The sequence below is a fragment of the Salipaludibacillus sp. CUR1 genome (assembly GCF_021028955.1).
Classification (GTDB): domain Bacteria; phylum Bacillota; class Bacilli; order Bacillales; family Salisediminibacteriaceae; genus Salipaludibacillus.
Window position 1 is genome coordinate 284119 of sequence record NZ_JAIWPE010000096.1, and the last position, 17264, is coordinate 301382.

The window sequence follows — 17264 nt, forward strand, 5'->3', positions numbered from 1 at the left end:
CAATCCGAATTCGTTCCAATTACAGTTTAGAGCCGTTCTGCTCTACTCAAAAAACATTTTAAACATATTCGAGACTTTCTTCTTAACACCTGGATTTTCTTTAGTTTCTTTTACTTTTGTTTTAGCCTGCTTCGGTTTCTCTTTTCTTTCTTTCTTAATTTCTGTGCTGCCTTCTTCTAGAGGTTCTAATCCGGACATAATCTCCTTACCTTGTATACGAACATTTCGATGCGCGAAAGTAATTAGGCCAACGCCATTGGTATATTGCGGTTCCCGTACACCAATATAATCCGGTATAGCTACTCTTACATTCTTTTGCAGCACCTCACGGGCAAGTTCGAGTACACCAGGCATCTTAGCTATGCCGCCCGTAAGAACGTAACCACCGGATAAATCCTGGTAGCCCAGCCGGTATATCTCTTTAAGGACAAGATGAAACATCTCTTCCAAACGAGGCTCGATAATATTCGCAAGCTGCCACTGGGAAAATTCCTGCGTCTGATCACTGCCAATCTCCGAAACTTCGAAAGTTTCTTCATCGGAGGCGAGATCTATGAAAGCATGTCCATGTGTCACTTTCACTTTTTCTGCTTCCTCTGTAGAAGTCCGGAAACCAACTGAGATATCATTGGACATATGGTCTCCTCCAATTGGAATCTGGCTGGTTCCCTGCAAGACCCCATTTTGAAACACAGAAACAGTTGTAGAGCCGCCCCCCATATCAATCAGAGCCACTCCTAAGCTTCTTTCGTCTTTTGATAAAGCTATAGAACCGGCTGCTAAAGGCTGAAGTACAATATCTGCTACTTGGAGGCCTGCTTTTTCAACACAGCGGAGCAAATTATGTAACATCGTTTTGGAGCCTGTAATAATTGTTCCTTCCATTTCAAGACGTACACCGATCATCCCGCGGGGGTCATTTATTTCATCGAGCCCATCAACTATAAACTGGCGGGGAATGACATCAATAATTTCCCTTTCCGGAGGAATAGATATGACTTGTGCAGCATCTATTACTCTTGTAATATCTTCGTCTCCGATCTCACGGTCATCACTGGAAACAGCCACAACTCCATGGCATGGCTGGAGCTGAATATGGTTTCCGGTCACCCCGACAATCACATGATTAATACTAAGCCCAATCATTCTTTCAGCTTTTTCGACAGCTTTTTTAATAGACTGGACCGTTTCGTCAATGTCCACGATCGATCCTTTTTTTATACCTTCAGAGCTGGACTCGCCAACTCCTATTATATTTAAAGATCCATTTGTCATCTCTCCGATAATCACCCTTACGGATGATGTCCCGATATCTAACGTAACATATGTATCATGATTATTCATTGGATGGCACCTCCTTCAAACGTAAGACTCATGCTGACTTTTTCCTTAAGATAAGAAAGTTATTCAACACTTGTCTCCCATTCCCTTTTTTTTTCTCCTTAAATATAGAAAATGTCTGTATTCCTAATTAATATAACGTGATTATCCTTGCCACTTTCTAAGCAGCAGCCGCCTGATCAAAGCTATATTTTTAAACAGCCTGATACCAAAAGCAAAAATGGCTGCTAAATACAAGTCTACACCAAGATGAACACCGAGAAAAGCTAAACCCGCCGCTAAAAAGATATTTGTAAAAAAACCTGTTATAAATACCTTTTCATCAAACTGATTTTCCAGATATGCCCGGATACCTCCAGCTAAAGTATCCAGTGCTGCCAGAACAGCAATTGATAAGTACGGCGCGTAATGTTCTGAGACTCTGATATCTGTCAGAAAACCTAATATAAGGCCTAACAAAAGGCCTAAGACAGGCAGCCACATATCAGGATCCCTCCTGTACAGGTTCCATAAACCGCGTGCGGTAATTTTTATCAAACGCGGGAAGTGTTAAACTGTCGACAGGATTTGAGGAAAAATTCATGTTTTCATATATAAACATTTCGCGGGATTGAGAAGACATAATGGCATAGTGGAGAGACTCAGGATCATTGGAGATGACTTTAACCTCCACCGGAAAATAGCTTAACCAGTTTCCATTTACTAAAGTCCTTCCATTAGCTTCACGAATTGCAGTAGTGGAAACTATTCTTTCGTTTCCTATGGCAATGTGTTCCGCTCCCTGAATATTTAAATCATTAATCAGAAGTCTTAGCAAATATGGAGGAATGGAGCTGATCGCCCCTCCGGTATAATTGTGGTCAAATTCCAAGTCTATTTGAATAATTAACCCTTCCCCAGTCACTTCTGTTAACCCGGCTTGTTCTTGTAAATTTTCAATTACATCGGCCATGACGTCTTCAACATCCTCTGTCTCTTCCAGCTGGTTTAAAATTTCCTGCTGCCGGCTAATTTCTTCATTTAATTCCTGCTGTCTTTCTTTCTCGGCCATCAAAGCCTGGCGAAGGTCAGCCATATTTCTCGTATCACGGGTTTCAGGTTCCGCATGGGACTGAAATTGCACTGCTGCCATATATCCAATGATCAGTGTGACACATGCAAAAATAATCGGAATCTTCTTCATGTGTCTTCCCCGCCTTCAAAGTAAGGATTAATAACGACTTCATTTTTTCTTTCAATCCGCACTTGAATATTCTCGCTGACTAACTGGTCTTTTACTCCGCCAGCCAAATTCAGCGATTCGTCCAGTGTTTCCCGGTCACCAATCGCGGTAATTTCAAATGGAGCGAAGGACGTTTCCCCATCTATTTCTATAACCGGGCCCGTACACTGGATATAACTCTGGTGGCTGATCCTCCGTCCATTAACTGCCACTGCTTCTGCGCCAGCTACGAGAAGTTCGTCAATCACCTGCTGGAGATGGTGTTCGTGAACAATATAATTGTTTGGACTGTCTTCTCCCGGAATATAATCTGCATCTGTCAATGTCACGGAGAGCCCTTCCCCTTTTACTCCCACATTCCCAGTGACCATTCTAAGATGGTCCAAATCTTCCACAAGATTAAAATAGGTTCTTTCGCGGTGAGAAATTTCTTCTTCGACCGTTTTTATTTCTGTTTGAATATCTTTTAGCTGACCGGCCAGTTCCCTGTTCACCTGCTGTTCCCTTAACACATCATTTCGCAAGTCTGCTTCTTCCTGCCATTGCGAATCAGTCATTGTGTAACCTTCTCTTTCTGATTGTCCGGCCATTTGATAGCTTAAAGACATTAAAAAGCCTGTGACTAATAACACCACTGAGAATATAACGTATTTACCCTTCAATTTCAATTTCTTCCTCCTCATCCTCTGTATTGAAACGTTCGAAATAAGGGTTCATACGCATATGAACGATGCCTTCTTCCTCTGGATCCAGCTGTTCGACAACTGATGGATAAGGAGCGATTCTTTCAGAGAACTGGGTAACTGTGGAACTGACTACAAAGCCGTCATTCATTAGAATTGTTAACCGGCCTGGATCATTATCAAGAGGTTCAAGAAGAATATCGGATATTCGCTGCCGCAGACCACTTGGTGTTTGTGACAATTCATTAACCATTTCTTCTCTAATCTGATTATCTTCAAATCCCCTTAGGACTGGCGCATCGAAGGGAGTGGCTCTTTGGCCTCCATTGTCGTAAATTTCCCCGGTCACAAGCACAGGTGCATACGAATTCCCGTCCTTTATATAAGCAATCCGTTCATGTTCGGTGACAGTAATAACGACTGTATTCATCCAATCCCTGGAAATCTCCACAGCGTTTATGGCATCATGGTCAGTCAGCCTTTCAACCAGCTCACTTCCCCCTAAATTCCACATGCTGACTCCCTGGAGAAGTTCAGATTCATTGACCACCCAGTCTGCTGAAGCCAGATTGTTCCCTCTGACGTTAACTGTTTGGACTTGGCTGAAAGAACTTTGAAAATACACGATCAATAGCATAAGGGTGAAAAATATAGAAACGTAGACAATCAGCCTCCTGTTTGACTTCTGCTTTCGCCGCTCTTTCAGTTTAGGTATTCGCTCTTCAATTTTCACTACCTTTTTTTCTTTCATATGCCTTCCTCCATTGTAAAGCAAGGGATTGAACGAGAAAACATATTATATAAACTTTCATATAATTGAAATAGTTTAGTCACCGATATGCTCAACTTCTGTTTCCAAGTCTATACCGTAATGAATACGAACCTGCTCTTTAATATAGTCTATCAAGGTTAGTATATCTTCTGCTGAAGCTTCACCAGTATTTACTATAAAATTGGCGTGTTTTTCAGAGACTTGTGCCCCTCCGACCTTGTAACCTTTTAATCCTAACTCTTCAATTAGCCGGCCTGCATGCTCGGGTAAAGGATTACGGAACACACTTCCGCAGCAAGGGTCTTTCCAGGGCTGGGTCTCTTTCCGATAATTTTTATTTGTTTGTAACCTTTCGCGAATCTCAGCCGTATTTCCTTTTTTTAATTTGAATTCAGCTGATATGCAAATTCCGCCGTTTTTCTGTAAAACTGAGCTTCGGTAGGCAAACTTTAATTCTTTATTACTCAGCCACCCGGATTCTCCATTAGGCATCAGCACATATGCTTTAGTTAAAATGGCTGAAATGTCTGATTTATGAGCTCCTGCATTCATAAAAACAGCCCCGCCAACAGAGCCCGGTATTCCGCCGGCAAATTCTAAGCCGGAATAGCCTTTCTTACTCATAATCGTAGCCAGTTTAATAAGAGAAAAACCTGCTCCGACAGAAATTAAATCACCTTCCTGTTTTAACGAAGCCAGTTTGTCTCCAAGCTTAATGACAACTCCCTTTATTCCCTTGTCAGACACGAGAATATTAGAACCTCTCCCGAGAATAAACCAGGGAAGCTCTTTTTCCTTAATAAAAGCCATAGAATGTTTGAGGCTTTCTTCTGAATCCGGCTCAATCATCAGAGCTGCCGGGCCGCCTATTTTCCAAGTTGTATGATTGTTCAATGGTTCATCGAATACAACTTTACAAGTAAAATTTTTCTCAACTTCATCTTTTAATTCCCGTAATGCCTTATCCATTTTGTTTACCGCCATTTGTTAAAGATTTTATTATATCCTCAATATCTGCGGAAGCATCAGGTCTGCCGAGCTTAAGTGCCCCTTCTTTCATGCTGCTCCATTTACCGCTGTCAGTTAAAATGTCGTCAATTTCTTTAAACAGTCGGTCAGGGGCCATTTCACTTTCTAAAATTACTTTTGCAGCATTTTCTTTTTCTAAAGAGCGGGCATTTTTTTCCTGGTGATTATTAGTTACATACGGACTTGGAATAAGCACCGAAGGTAAGCCTAAAGCAGTAATTTCAGCCAGTGTTGTAGCTCCAGCTCTGGCTACCAGCAAATCAACTTCATTAAGTACAGCTGGCATATTATCGATATAAGGAACTGTAACAATACCGCTTACACCTGTTTCTTTATCAATTTTTTCTTTAACTGTTTCATAATGAGCCTGCCCTGTTACATAAAGGCACTGATAATCTTTAGACTTCCACTGCTGTAAAGTTTCCATTACGGCATCATTGATAGGTTTTGCTCCGCGGCTGCCCCCTACAATAAGGACAGTTTTAAGGGAGGGGTCAAGACCAAGTTCTTTAATCTTTGACTTCCCTGTCACTGTCCTTTGTTTTACTACTTCGCTCGCTCTCGGATTGCCGGTCATCACCACTTTTTCTTTTGGAAAAAAGTCAGCTGAATCAGGAAATGACAGGGCGATCTTTGTTACATACCGTGATAGAAATTTATTTGTCAGCCCCGGTACACTGTTTTGTTCGTGTATTATTGTAGGAATATTCTGCTTAGCCGCTGCAAAAACAACCGGACCACAGACGTATCCCCCGGTCCCTATAACCACATCCGGTTTGAATTCTTTAATATATTTTCTGGATTTTCTCACCGCGTTTATAAAACGCAAAATGGTTTTCACATTATCTAAAGATACTTTTCGTTTAAAGCCTGATATTTTGACCGTTTTAAATGGAATTCCTTCCTTAGGTACAATATTTGCTTCAAGGCCGTTTTCTGTACCAATATATAAACATTCAAGTGAATCATTTTGGTTTTTTAAATGATTGATAAAAGCGACAGCTGGGTAAATGTGTCCGCCAGTACCGCCGCCGGATATTAAAACTTTCATATTTTCCTCCTAAATGATTTCCATTAATTAACAACGGAATCTTTTACTGTATCATTCCTATTTTAACCGAATATTAAAGGGATTTTAAGTCAATTATGGATGTTTTTAAACTTTTAAACAAAATAAAATTTTTTTTATAAGTCATTGATCTTTCCGGCACTTTTTTCTTCTTAAAGTTCATGCTTTGTTAAACTTCTGCAGCAAACTTTACCGGTAAACGAAGGCGGGGACACCCGGAGGATTAGCGCAGTCTGAATCCACCTTCCCGCAGCCCTCTTCGGGAAAGTCAGTTGAAGACAAAGGGATCCGTAAAAGTGTTCACCCTAGCTGAAAGCCAGCCCCTCAGAAAGCGCACGCTCTAATGACTAAAGTCACTGCTTCTAACACAAAAGAACATCCGAAACAACATTCGTAAAAATTGTTTCGGATGTCTTAAAAGTCGCTATTCTTTTGTCTCAGTATCTATGACTGGTGCTACCTTAACAAGTTACCGTATATGCCGGCTGATATTCAAGAGTACACCAATCGTCGTGAGCATTAAAGTAAGGGATGATCCTCCATAACTCAATAAAGGAAGTGTAATCCCTGTTACAGGCATGAGCCCTATCACTACTCCTATATTAATCATTACTTGTATTGCTATCATACCGATAATACCGGTAGCAAATAAGGTACCGAATAAATCCGGAGCATGCAAGGCGATCCTTAACCCTCTCCACAACAGCACGGCAAAGCAGAGAAGAACGAACGTCCCGCCTACAAAACCGAGTTCTTCAGCCAGAATAGCAAAAATAAAATCTGTCTGCGGTTCAGGCAAGTAAAAATACTTTTGACGGCTGTGCCCGAAACCCAATCCTAATATTCCACCTGGAGCGATAGCGAATAATGATTGTATAATTTGAAATCCACTGCCCAGAGGATCTTGCCAAGGATCCAGAAATGAGGTGATCCGCTGAAGACGATAAGGGGCCGACACAATTAATCCAACAAAACCAATCGCCCCTATCCCGGCCAAAAACATAAAGTGGGAAATTCTGGCCCCTGCGACAAATATTATTAAAACACACGTAAAAACCATAACTGCCCCTGTGCCCAAGTCCGGCTGGAGCATAATAAGGCCAAAAGCAATAAAAACAAGAGACAAAACTGGCAGCAGGCCTTTTTTCCAGGAGGTAATATACTTCTGATTTTCTGAAACATACTTTGCTAAAAATAATATCATCGCAAGTTTCATAAATTCTGAAGGCTGTATCGAGAAAGCTCCTACTCCGAGCCAGCTTTGAGCTCCTCCCCTTACTAAGCCCACGCCGGGAATCAGAACGATAACAAGAAGGCCAAAACATATCCATAAAATAATATGAGCTATTTGTTTTAACCGCCAATAATCCACTTGAACGGTTACAAACATAGCTGCCAGCCCCACACCTACAAAAATCAGCTGTCTTTTCAAAAAGAAATAGGGGTCCTGGAAACGGTATTCTGCCCAGACTGCGCTGGCACTGTAAACCATCATACTACCTATAATTACTAGAATTACAGTTACAACTACCAATATTAAATCAGGAGTCGTTCGGACTTTAGGCAATAGAAAAACACCTCGATTCTTCTAACCCTGGAGGGTCTCTACTACCTATTCATATGTATGGCTTGGCCAATCATGACTATTTTTGCTGCTTAATTAATTCAACTTGTTCTGTAAATGCTTTTCCGCGTTCCTCAAAAGTTTTAAACTGGTCCCACGAGGCACAGGCCGGAGATAACAGGATCACGTCCCCTTTATTTGAACGGCTGTAGGCTTTAACAGTTGCTTCATTTAAAGTATCCACTGAGTCGACAGAAGGCACTCCGGACTGCCTGCCCGTTTCGGCAAGTTTGTCTTTTGTTTCGCCGTAAGTGATCAAGGCACTGACCTTTTCAGAAAGCAATGGTTTAAGCGCGTCAAAAGACAGTCCCCTGTCCAGACCGCCAGCGATTAAAACAACAGGCTGATTAAATGCCTTTAATGCTGTAATTGTCGCCGGTACATTCGTTGCTTTCGAATTATTATAAACCTTGCGCCCCTCTAAATCACCAATAAATTGAAGCCGGTGTTCCACGCCTTCAAACGTCTTTAAGACATGCCTGATTTGCTCTATGTCTGCTCCGCCCAAAATTGCAGCAGCAGCCGCAGCTAGGGCGTTTGCCACATTATGATCCCCGGGAAGAGACATGTCTTTAGCCTGAATTAGTTTTTCATTAAAAACAGTCAGCCATCCTTCTGAAAGGCAAGCCCCGTTTTCCAGGTTTTTTTCTACAGAAAAAGGGATTAACTGTGCTTTTGCACCTTTAACAACCTTCGATACAAGAGGGTCATCCGCATTGTAAATGAGGTAATCTCCGCTCGTCTGGTTGCGGAAAATATGAGATTTAGCTTCAATATAGTCATCCATAGACCCGTGGTAATCCAGATGGGCTTCTACAAAATTTAAAAGTACGGCAATTTTAGGCGCAAATGTTTCTGTGCCCATAAGCTGAAAACTGGACAATTCCACGACCATTTCGTCCTTAGAGGTTGCCTCTCTCGCCACTTTGCATGCAACTTTGCCGATATTTCCTGCTATTAATGGATTTCGCTGGCCTCCTTTAAGCATTTCGCCAACGTAAGTCGTCGTCGTTGTTTTACCGTTGGAGCCGGTGATCCCAATTATTTCCGCCTCTGAAATTAAATAAGCCAGTTCTACTTCAGTGTAGACAGGGATATTCAGCCCTTCAGCTTTTGCAACTAAAGGGTGGTCGTAACGGACTCCCGGGTTTTTAACTAAATAATCCAGTTCTTCTGAGACAAGTTCTTCAGGATGGGAGCCGCAAACTACTTCGACACCTTCTTTTTTGAGCTCTTTTGCCTGCTCATTTTCCTCATAAGGTTTCCGGTCATTAACTGTCACCAGAGCACCCAGGTGATTCAGCAATTTTGCGGCTTCGGTACCGCTCTTTGCCAACCCGAGTACGAGCACTTTTTTATCTTTAAATTTATTAACTATTTTCATGACATCCACACCTCTAAATAAACGCCTGTAAAGGCAAATAAAATTCCTACCAGCCAGAAGGTCACTACAACCCGCCATTCACTCCAGCCCGAAAGCTCGTAATGATGGTGAAGAGGACTCATCTTAAATACTCTTTTTCCAGTCGTTTTGAATGATATAACCTGGATAATAACAGATAATGTTTCGATAACAAACACGCCGCCTATCACTACCAGTAATAATTCCATTTTAGTCAGGATAGCAATCATCGCGAGAGCACCGCCTAATGCCAGTGATCCCGTATCCCCCATAAATACTTTCGCCGGGTGAGCGTTAAACACAAGGAAACCAAGAACAGCACCCACTACAGCAATAGAAAACAATGATACTGTAAGCATTCCCGTAAAATAAGCGAGTATAGCGAAAGCTCCAAAAGCTACGGCAGCTGTCCCTGCAACTAACCCATCCAGTCCGTCAGTCAGGTTAACCGCGTTACTGGCTCCGACCAGCATAACAATAATCAGCGGAAGGTACAGCCAGCCCACATCCAACGCTAATCCTGTTCCAGGAATATGTACTTCGGTAGAAATGCCCGACTGAAGCAAAACGACATACACAACGGCTGAAATAGCAACCTGGCCTAGAAATTTCTGTTTTGACGTTAAACCGAGGTTTCTTTTCTTTACTACTTTTATATAGTCGTCGAGAAAGCCCAGCAGTCCAAACCCGACTGTTACTAACAGCAATAGCAAGATCTCCACTCCAATAGTGTGGAATTGCCCTGCCATTATCAGAGAAGAAACGACAATCGATAAAATGATCATAAGGCCGCCCATCGTTGGGGTACCTGTTTTCTTCTGGTGGGATTTCGGGCCTTCATCCCTGATACTTTGACCAAACTTTAATTTTCTTAAAAATGGAATGAGAAACGGTGAAAGAAACACCGTTAATAAAAAAGCTAAAAGTAATGTAAATAATAATCCTTGTTCCAACATGAAAGGAACTCCTTTCTAACGACTATTCAATTCTTCTATAATCTGCTCCAATAATTCTCTGTTTGCGCCCCTGTATAATGCGAGGCTCGAACTTTCTATCAGTTCTTTAAACATATTAACCGCTTTTCCATGAGTAGCAAAGTGTTTGCTGTTTATCTGATCATTGCCTTTTCTCTTTAATGCTTCTTTTACCCAAAACGCTTTTTCTCCTATTGTAATCACATCAGTGACAGGCAGTGCGACCTGGGAAGCAAATACTTCGTGTAAGGTTTTATCCTGCGGGGCAGCCTGAAAACCTTCATCTACAATTAAGACTCTTCTGCTGAACGTATGCATGTGCTTTAACATACCTAACGAAAATTCTAAATCACTTTCTTCCACATCTGTATGATCAAACAGGATAACTGAGCTGAAAGATGTTTCTACAGCATCTAAAGACACATCTTCCATAGTCAGATTTGATAATGACCGCTGAATCTGTTCAGCCCCAATCCCCAGGTGAATAGCAGCAGCAACTGCAGCAACTACAGGTTTTACATGCCCGCTCAATAAAACCGGTACATTAAAATCAATCATGACTCCTTCTAACTGAAAAACACACTCTTGTCCGGCTGTTTCTTTACTGCTGATTTGAAAAATATTATGTTCTCCAAATCCGTAGGTCGACACATCCGTTTTCCATTCTCGGTTTGAAAAGGAAGTGTCTCCTTCTGCAATAATGGTGCCTGTTGCTTTCATACCTTCTTCAATACACGCTGCATAGGCAGGATATTTAATCTCTCTTACGCTGTCTGCAAAACAGACCAGTGAAAAAGCAGGCTGAAGCAGGTTACTTATATGACAGACTGTCTCTTCAGATTTGTCATTGACATCACATATAATAATGTCACTTTCAAGGGGCATGGATAGCACCGTTTCATACACACTCATCTCATTATCTGCAGAATGCTTTGCTTCATGGACTTTATATGATCCCGAGAGAACCTTGCTTAACACTTTCTTAGCTACAAGCCTTGAATAATCTCCAGTAACAGCTACCGAAACCGCGTCCACTTCCTTCAAGTACCCGTCGGCCAGCCTGCGGACAGCTTTCAGCGGGTCATCTGTATATAAAACAGGAAAATCATCTGGTACCGTACTCGGAAGCTCGATTCCTTTTTTCCAGAAGGAAGCAGCCGCACCGCATTCCATAGCCGCTTCAATAAACTGATGTCCGTCATAGAACTCCCCCTGAACCGGAACGTAAATTTGCCCGCTCTGAATAGAGTTGGAGTCTGCCGACACACCTGTAGCGGTAAAAGTAATAGGAAAGCGGCCTTTCACTTCATCACAAACTGATTTTATAAGCTGATAATCAATATGACCATACATGCTAATACCTCTCCTTTAAGGCTTCTTTAGCGACGAGCCGATCATCAAAATCAAATGTCTGGTCTCCTATAATCTGATAAGTTTCATGCCCTTTTCCAGCAATTAAAATCACTTCATCCTCTTCAGCATTTTTTATTGCCTCAAATATGGCTTCTTTCCGGCTTAAAATTATACTGTAATTATTATGAGCCATTCCGCTTTTCATTTCATTTAATATCTCTTCAGGATCTTCAGAGCGCGGATTATCCGAAGTCAAATAGACATAATCTGAAAGCTTTTCAGCGATGGCTGCCATTTTAGGACGCTTCGTACGGTCCCTGTCTCCGCCGCAGCCTACCACTACTGATACTTTTCCCTTTGCAAAATCTCTGACCGTTTCCAATACGTTTTCCAGGCTGTCTGGCGTATGAGCGTAATCAACAATAACATGAACAGGCGCGTCTGTGTCTACTTTTTCGAATCTGCCGGCTACCCCTTGTATTCCAGCCAGGCTTTCCTGAATCGTCTGGAGCGGAACACCTGAGGCGTACGAAGCGGCAGCGGCAGCAAGGGCATTATATACCGAGAAACGACCGGTCATCTTTAATTGCACCGGATATACTCCATTACCCACACACAGCTGAAAATCTGTACCGGATTCGTGAATATTGACTTCAGTTGCACGGAAATCTGCTTTTTCGTCCATCCCGTAAGTAATGATGGGAACAGCTGTCATTGTTTCAATTAGATCAAAGTATGGATCATCTATATTTAATACGGCGATATTCTGATGGTTCTCTTTATAGACATTACCGAGCTGAGAAAACAATAACCCTTTTGCCCGGGCATAATTATCCATTGTTTTATGGTAATCCAAATGATCCTGAGTTAAGTTAGTGAAAACACCCACATTAAAATCCACCCCGTGGACCCTTCCAAGCTCCAATGCATGGGAGGAGACTTCCATCGTAACAGCTTCTACTCCTTCAGTCGCCATATCAGAAAAAGCTTTATGGAGTGTTAAAGCATCAGGTGTTGTGTTCTTAACTTCAATTTCTTTATTTTTATATTTCATATACATTGTACCGATAATGCTGGTTTCCATTGCATAATCGCTCAAAATCCTGTGGATGAGGTGAGTGGTTGTCGTTTTTCCGTTTGTACCTGTCACACCGATCATATGCATTGCTGAACTTGGCAGCCGATAGAAATGTGCAGCCATAATTGCCATCGCCCGTTTACTGTCCCTGACGATAATCATCGGAACATTGACAGGGAGTTCCTTCTCCGCCACTACTGCTGCCGCTCCTGCCTCAACGGCTTTAGCGGCAAAATCATGGCCATCCACAGTGAAACCTTCAATACAAAAAAATAAGTCGCCTTTTTTAACTTCTCTGTTATCCATCGCAAGATCATTTATGGTTGGATTGCTTTTTCCTATAAACTTATACGCCGGTAAACAGCCGGCAATTTCTTTCAGTTCAAACATGTCTATCCCTCTTTCACTTAAACAGCTTCTAAATTAAACTCACATACCTCTGTTATATTTTACTGGTCGGGCGGGCTTTTGTCACCCATATAAATGCGAATCGTGGACCCGGCGTGGATCCTGATTCCCGGCTCAGGAGACTGGAGGAGAACTTCATCACCTTCCCCTTCCACTTCAAGGGAAAAATCATAATAAGATTCGTGTATGTCTCTCACTGTCCTCCCTATTAAATCGGGAACTTCCAAAAGCGGCGTATCGTTCCACATTAATTCTTTTTCGATCTGATCTTCCCTTTTAGGAACCTCCATAGCCCTAAGTGAGTCTTCAATAATATTCCCGACAATCGGCGCAGCTACAATCCCGCCAAACTGCAGCGTATCTTTTGGATTGTCAACGGCTACATAAACAACAATTTCGGGTTCATCAGCAGGAGCAAAACCAATAAAAGAAACAATGTGGTTATTTTCAAGGTATCTGCCATCTTTAGCTTTTTGTGCGGTACCAGTCTTCCCGCCAACCCTGTAACCATCTACGAAAGCTCCCTTCCCAGTTCCTTTAGCCACTACATGCTCCAGGGCCGAACGGATTTGAGCTGAAGTCTCTTCAGATATTACCTTCCTTTTGACTACCGGCTCTTGAGCCATAAGTGTCTGACCTGTTAAAGGGTCTATCCATTCTTTAGCTAAGAACGGCTGGTATAAGTTTCCCCCGTTTATGGCAGCTGATACAGCTGCCACCTGCTGCAGAGGTGTAACTGAAACACCTTGCCCGAATGCTGTTGTAGCCAGCTCCAAAGGGCCTACTGCATCCTCATCAAACAGTATCCCTTTCCCTTCTCCTTGCAAGTCTATGCCTGTTTCTTCGCCAAAGCCAAACCCACGAATATAATTAAATAATTTCTCTTTACCGAGCTTTTCTCCCAGCACTACAAAACCTGGGTTACAGGAATTCTGTACGACTTCAAGAAACGTTTGTGAGCCATGGCCGCCTTTTTTCCAGCATCTCAGTTTATGGCCGGAGACTTCAATATAACCGGGATCATGGAAGTTATCCCTCTCCAGATCCACCTTACCTTCTTCGAGGGCTGCCGCTAAGGTGATTATTTTAAACGTGGATCCAGGTTCATATTGGCTCCATATCGGTTTATTCTGGTTATAAACTTCCGGAGGAACATCCTGAAAATGTTCAGGGTTAAAACCTGGCCGTGAAGACATTCCCAAAATTTCCCCTGTATTAGGGTTCATTGCAAGCGCAATGGCCCCGTCAGGATTATAAACTGCCTCGGCTTCATCCAGTTCCCGCTCTATTATCGTTTGCACGGATGCATCCACGCTCAACTTTAAATGCTGGCCATCAACGGGGGGTGAATAGCGGTCCGCAAGGTTTGGCATCCTTCTCCCTTTAGCATCAGAATAAAATGAGACGTGACCGGGTTCCCCGCTTAAAAACTCGTCATAAAATAATTCAAGCCCGGTCAGCCCCTGATTATCTATTCCTGCAAACCCCAAAACATGGGATAAATAATCCCCTTTCGGATAGTGCCTCCGGTAATCTTCAGCTACATAGATACCGTCCAGCTTTAGAAGCCTCACTTGATTTGCAAGATCGTTCGTGATTTTTCTACCCTCAGGGTTTATTCGAACAATTGATTCGTTTTTTGTCACCTTTTCATACGCTTTTTCTTTTGACAGTGATAAAACTTCCGACAGCTGTTCGGCAGCTTCTGCCGGATCCTTTATTTGTCTGGGAACGACAAGAATAGACGGTGCAGTTACATTTGTCGCGAGTACTTCTCCATGCCGATCCAGAATCTCTCCTCTTTTAGCTTCAAAAGGAATATTTCTGCCCCACAAATCTTCCGCTTTCTCCGAGATCTCATCACCCATAACCACCTGTACATACCATAAACGCCCCATCATAATTGTAAAAAGAATGACCCCGGCGATTAACGTAAATATCAACCTTTTTCTCACTGTGACGAAAGACACCCTTTTCATAGTAACCTCCCCTGATATAAAGACAATCCGGCTTGGTTTACACATATGAAAAGAATGGACAGGTTAGAACCTACCCATTCCAGCGTCTTCCTCTAATCCATAAAAAATTCTTCTTCATCTTCTTCATTTTCTTCAGTCTCTTCCGGGCTATCGTTATCAGTTTCTATTTCTTCTTCCGTCTGCTCTTCTCCACTGGTTAACGACAATTCAATAATCATCCGGCTAAGCCCGTTAAGGTTTCCTCCTGGAGGAGGCGTCTGTTTAGTGACAAACCCTGTTCCCTCGACCTCCATATCCACACCGGTTACTTTTTCAAGCAAATATATGTTTCTTAATGACCAGTTGGATACGTCAGGCACTTCAGGATTTTCATCATTGGTCATTAAAATCACTTTTTCCCCGTACATTAATTCTGTTCCTTCAGCATGTGACTGGCGAATAACAGATTCACCATCACCAATTAAAGTAACTTTAAGCCCCTGTTCTGCTAATTCCTCTTTTACTGATTGGGCTTTTTCTCCCTCATAATCATCAATCTCAATATTATCGTGCACCGAAGCTACTTCATCTTCTTCAGTAGGAGTAATATTTAAATATTGTAAACTTTGTTCCATAACTTGCTTAAAAATCAGAGAGACTGGTTCAGACCCTGCTTGGTGGCCTTCAAGGTCCGGCCGGTCCACTGCCACGTAAACCACTACTTCAGGGTCGTCTGCCGGCGCCATACCGATAAAAGAATGAATGTGGTTTCCATGGCCGGCTAAATATCCTCCGCCTTCCTGAGGAATCTGCGCTGTTCCTGTTTTACCGGCTACATCAAACCCTTCAATTGCAAACGGCCTTCCTGTTCCCTCTTCTGCAGTCACCACGGTCTCTAATATTTCCAATACTTGATTAGCCGTTTCTTCAGAAACAGGTTCCCCTTTTATTTCCGGTTCATTCTCGTGTAGCACTTCCCCTTTTTGGGAATCTACAATTCGGTCAATCACAAAAGGGGTCATCATTTTACCGCCATTTGCTATAGCAGTGGCTGCCTGAATCTGCTGTATTGGTGTGATTGCTGTTCCTTGTCCAAAGGCTGTAGTTGCTGCATCAATTGTATATTGCTCTGCAATCAGCCCCGGACTTTCATTTGGTAAGTCTATTCCTGTAACATCCCGGAATCCAAAAGCATCAATATAATTATAAAGCGACTCCGGACCTAATTTTTCAAGGGCTAATTTGGAAAAAGCAACATTGGAAGATCGTTGGACCCCTTCATTATAAGTGATTTCTCCCCAGCCCCGGCCCTGGTTATGGTCTCTTACAGTCCGGTCAGTTACTTCGTATGAGCCCGATTCAAAGGTTTCCTCACCGTTATAGACACCTTCCTCTATAGCGGCTGCCAGTGAAAAAACCTTCATAGTGGAGCCCGGCTCGAAACTTGAAGTGACATTAAAGTTGGTATAGTTTTCAATATCTTCGTACTGGTTTGGATTAAAACTGGGACGGTTGGACATGCCCAGTATTTCTCCGGTTTTAGCATTGGCTACAATAGCCATCATTCTTTCTGGGTCATATTCTTCCTGAACCTGGTTCATCGTCTGCTCAATAGCCATTTGAATGCGTGAATCTAAAGTCAGATAAACATCTTTCCCATTTTCAGGTTCCTCAATGAATTCTTCCGCGTTAACCAGCCGCCGGTTTCTTCCGTCCTTTTGATAAGTGATCTGTCCGTTCGTCTCTTTTAAATAGTCATCCAGGCTGCTTTCAAGACCCATCCGGGCCACAGACATATCTCTTTCTGTATAGCCGAGTATATGAGAAGCAAACGTCTGTTTCGGATAATACCTCCTCGGGTCCTCCCTGAATAAAATACCGTCCAGCTCAAGCTTTTCTACTTCTCTTTTTTTCTCAAAACTGATATTTTTAGCTTTCGGCCCCAATTCTACCTGAACGGCATCTCTTGTCAGCATACCTTCCAGCTGGTGTGGATCCATATCCAGAACCTGTCCCAGTTTTTGGGCTGTTTCACGGGGATCTTCTACGTAACTTTCAAACCGTTCATCTAAAATAGCGATGATGGTGTAGGAGGAAATCTCCTCTGCCAATACATCGCCATTTCTATCATGAATAGAACCTCTTTTACCTTCTATTGTCTGAGTTTGCGACCATCTCTGATTCAACAGCTCTTCCAAGTCCGTACCCTGAACTTCCTTTGCTGCCTGTATGTATACGAACCTGGAAAAAAGAACGAATACGGCAAGAAGCAAAAGAGACAAAAACAGGAGAGCCCGTTTTGTCAGCCGGTTCATCTTTACTTCTTCCACCGGAATCTACCTCCTCACAAA

The 17264-nt window shown here is 42.5% G+C and carries 14 protein-coding genes; all 14 read right to left on the reverse strand.

Annotated features, from left to right (window positions below):
* Window positions 1-42: 42 nt before the first annotated feature.
* The 14 genes from ftsA to K8O68_RS20175 all read right to left on the reverse strand — a co-directional run bounded on the left by ftsA (window position 43) and on the right by K8O68_RS20175 (window position 17243).
* A complete protein-coding gene (gene ftsA / locus K8O68_RS20110) occupies window positions 43-1344 on the reverse strand; it encodes a cell division protein FtsA (protein WP_230898534.1) in 1302 nt (433 codons plus the stop codon).
* A gap of 141 nt (window positions 1345-1485) precedes the next feature.
* Complete coding sequence (locus K8O68_RS20115; protein ID WP_230898535.1) at window positions 1486-1824, reverse strand: small basic family protein; 339 nt, start codon at window positions 1822-1824, stop codon at window positions 1486-1488.
* Between the two features lies 1 nt (window position 1825).
* Window positions 1826-2524, reverse strand: a complete 699-nt coding sequence (locus K8O68_RS20120; RefSeq protein WP_230898536.1) for a DUF881 domain-containing protein — start codon at window positions 2522-2524, stop codon at window positions 1826-1828.
* Entirely contained in the window at window positions 2521-3231 is a 711-nt protein-coding gene (locus K8O68_RS20125; RefSeq protein ID WP_230898537.1) for a DUF881 domain-containing protein, read from the reverse strand. Before K8O68_RS20125 ends, K8O68_RS20120 begins: the two co-directional genes overlap by 4 nt.
* Window positions 3215-3997: a cell division protein FtsQ/DivIB gene (locus K8O68_RS20130; protein ID WP_230898538.1), complete on the reverse strand. Its 783-nt coding sequence runs from the start codon at window positions 3995-3997 to the stop codon at window positions 3215-3217. The genes K8O68_RS20125 and K8O68_RS20130 overlap by 17 nt, the downstream gene beginning before the upstream one ends.
* Window positions 3998-4072: 75 nt before the next feature.
* Window positions 4073-4987 carry a UDP-N-acetylmuramate dehydrogenase gene (gene murB, locus K8O68_RS20135; protein ID WP_230898539.1) on the reverse strand — a complete coding sequence of 305 codons (915 nt, stop codon included), beginning with the start codon at window positions 4985-4987 and terminating at the stop codon, window positions 4073-4075.
* On the reverse strand, window positions 4980-6098 hold the full coding sequence (gene murG, locus K8O68_RS20140) for an undecaprenyldiphospho-muramoylpentapeptide beta-N-acetylglucosaminyltransferase (RefSeq protein ID WP_230898540.1): 1119 nt from the start codon (window positions 6096-6098) through the stop codon (window positions 4980-4982). Before murG ends, murB begins: the two co-directional genes overlap by 8 nt.
* Before the next feature lie 487 nt (window positions 6099-6585).
* Window positions 6586-7683: a stage V sporulation protein E gene (gene spoVE, locus K8O68_RS20145; protein WP_230898541.1), complete on the reverse strand. Its 1098-nt coding sequence runs from the start codon at window positions 7681-7683 to the stop codon at window positions 6586-6588.
* Window positions 7684-7759: 76 nt separating this feature from the next.
* Window positions 7760-9124, reverse strand: a complete 1365-nt coding sequence (gene murD, locus K8O68_RS20150; protein ID WP_230898542.1) for a UDP-N-acetylmuramoyl-L-alanine--D-glutamate ligase — start codon at window positions 9122-9124, stop codon at window positions 7760-7762.
* A complete protein-coding gene (mraY, locus tag K8O68_RS20155) occupies window positions 9121-10098 on the reverse strand; it encodes a phospho-N-acetylmuramoyl-pentapeptide-transferase (protein ID WP_230898543.1) in 978 nt (325 codons plus the stop codon). Before mraY ends, murD begins: the two co-directional genes overlap by 4 nt.
* Before the next feature lie 15 nt (window positions 10099-10113).
* The gene (locus tag K8O68_RS20160; protein ID WP_230898544.1) at window positions 10114-11469 is read right to left on the reverse strand and encodes a UDP-N-acetylmuramoyl-tripeptide--D-alanyl-D-alanine ligase; all 1356 of its coding nucleotides are present in this window, start codon (window positions 11467-11469) and stop codon (window positions 10114-10116) included.
* 1 nt (window position 11470) lies between these two features.
* The gene (locus K8O68_RS20165) at window positions 11471-12937 is read right to left on the reverse strand and encodes a UDP-N-acetylmuramoyl-L-alanyl-D-glutamate--2,6-diaminopimelate ligase (RefSeq protein ID WP_230898545.1); all 1467 of its coding nucleotides are present in this window, start codon (window positions 12935-12937) and stop codon (window positions 11471-11473) included.
* Window positions 12938-12996: 59 nt separating this feature from the next.
* The gene (locus tag K8O68_RS20170) at window positions 12997-14934 is read right to left on the reverse strand and encodes a stage V sporulation protein D (RefSeq protein WP_230898546.1); all 1938 of its coding nucleotides are present in this window, start codon (window positions 14932-14934) and stop codon (window positions 12997-12999) included.
* A gap of 92 nt (window positions 14935-15026) precedes the next feature.
* Entirely contained in the window at window positions 15027-17243 is a 2217-nt protein-coding gene (locus K8O68_RS20175; protein ID WP_230898547.1) for a penicillin-binding protein, read from the reverse strand.
* Window positions 17244-17264: the final 21 nt, after the last annotated feature.

Coding starts and splice junctions, on each gene's coding strand:
- ftsA (WP_230898534.1), bottom strand. CDS start 1,344: ATGAATAATCATGATACATATGTTACGTTAGATATCGGGACATCATCC.
- K8O68_RS20115 (WP_230898535.1), bottom strand. CDS start 1,824: ATGTGGCTGCCTGTCTTAGGCCTTTTGTTAGGCCTTATATTAGGTTTT.
- K8O68_RS20120 (WP_230898536.1), bottom strand. CDS start 2,524: ATGAAGAAGATTCCGATTATTTTTGCATGTGTCACACTGATCATTGGA.
- K8O68_RS20130 (WP_230898538.1), bottom strand. CDS start 3,997: ATGAAAGAAAAAAAGGTAGTGAAAATTGAAGAGCGAATACCTAAACTG.
- murB (WP_230898539.1), bottom strand. CDS start 4,987: ATGGATAAGGCATTACGGGAATTAAAAGATGAAGTTGAGAAAAATTTT.
- murG (WP_230898540.1), bottom strand. CDS start 6,098: ATGAAAGTTTTAATATCCGGCGGCGGTACTGGCGGACACATTTACCCA.
- murD (WP_230898542.1), bottom strand. CDS start 9,124: ATGAAAATAGTTAATAAATTTAAAGATAAAAAAGTGCTCGTACTCGGG.
- mraY (WP_230898543.1), bottom strand. CDS start 10,098: ATGTTGGAACAAGGATTATTATTTACATTACTTTTAGCTTTTTTATTA.
- K8O68_RS20160 (WP_230898544.1), bottom strand. CDS start 11,469: ATGTATGGTCATATTGATTATCAGCTTATAAAATCAGTTTGTGATGAA.
- K8O68_RS20165 (WP_230898545.1), bottom strand. CDS start 12,937: ATGTTTGAACTGAAAGAAATTGCCGGCTGTTTACCGGCGTATAAGTTT.
- K8O68_RS20170 (WP_230898546.1), bottom strand. CDS start 14,934: ATGAAAAGGGTGTCTTTCGTCACAGTGAGAAAAAGGTTGATATTTACG.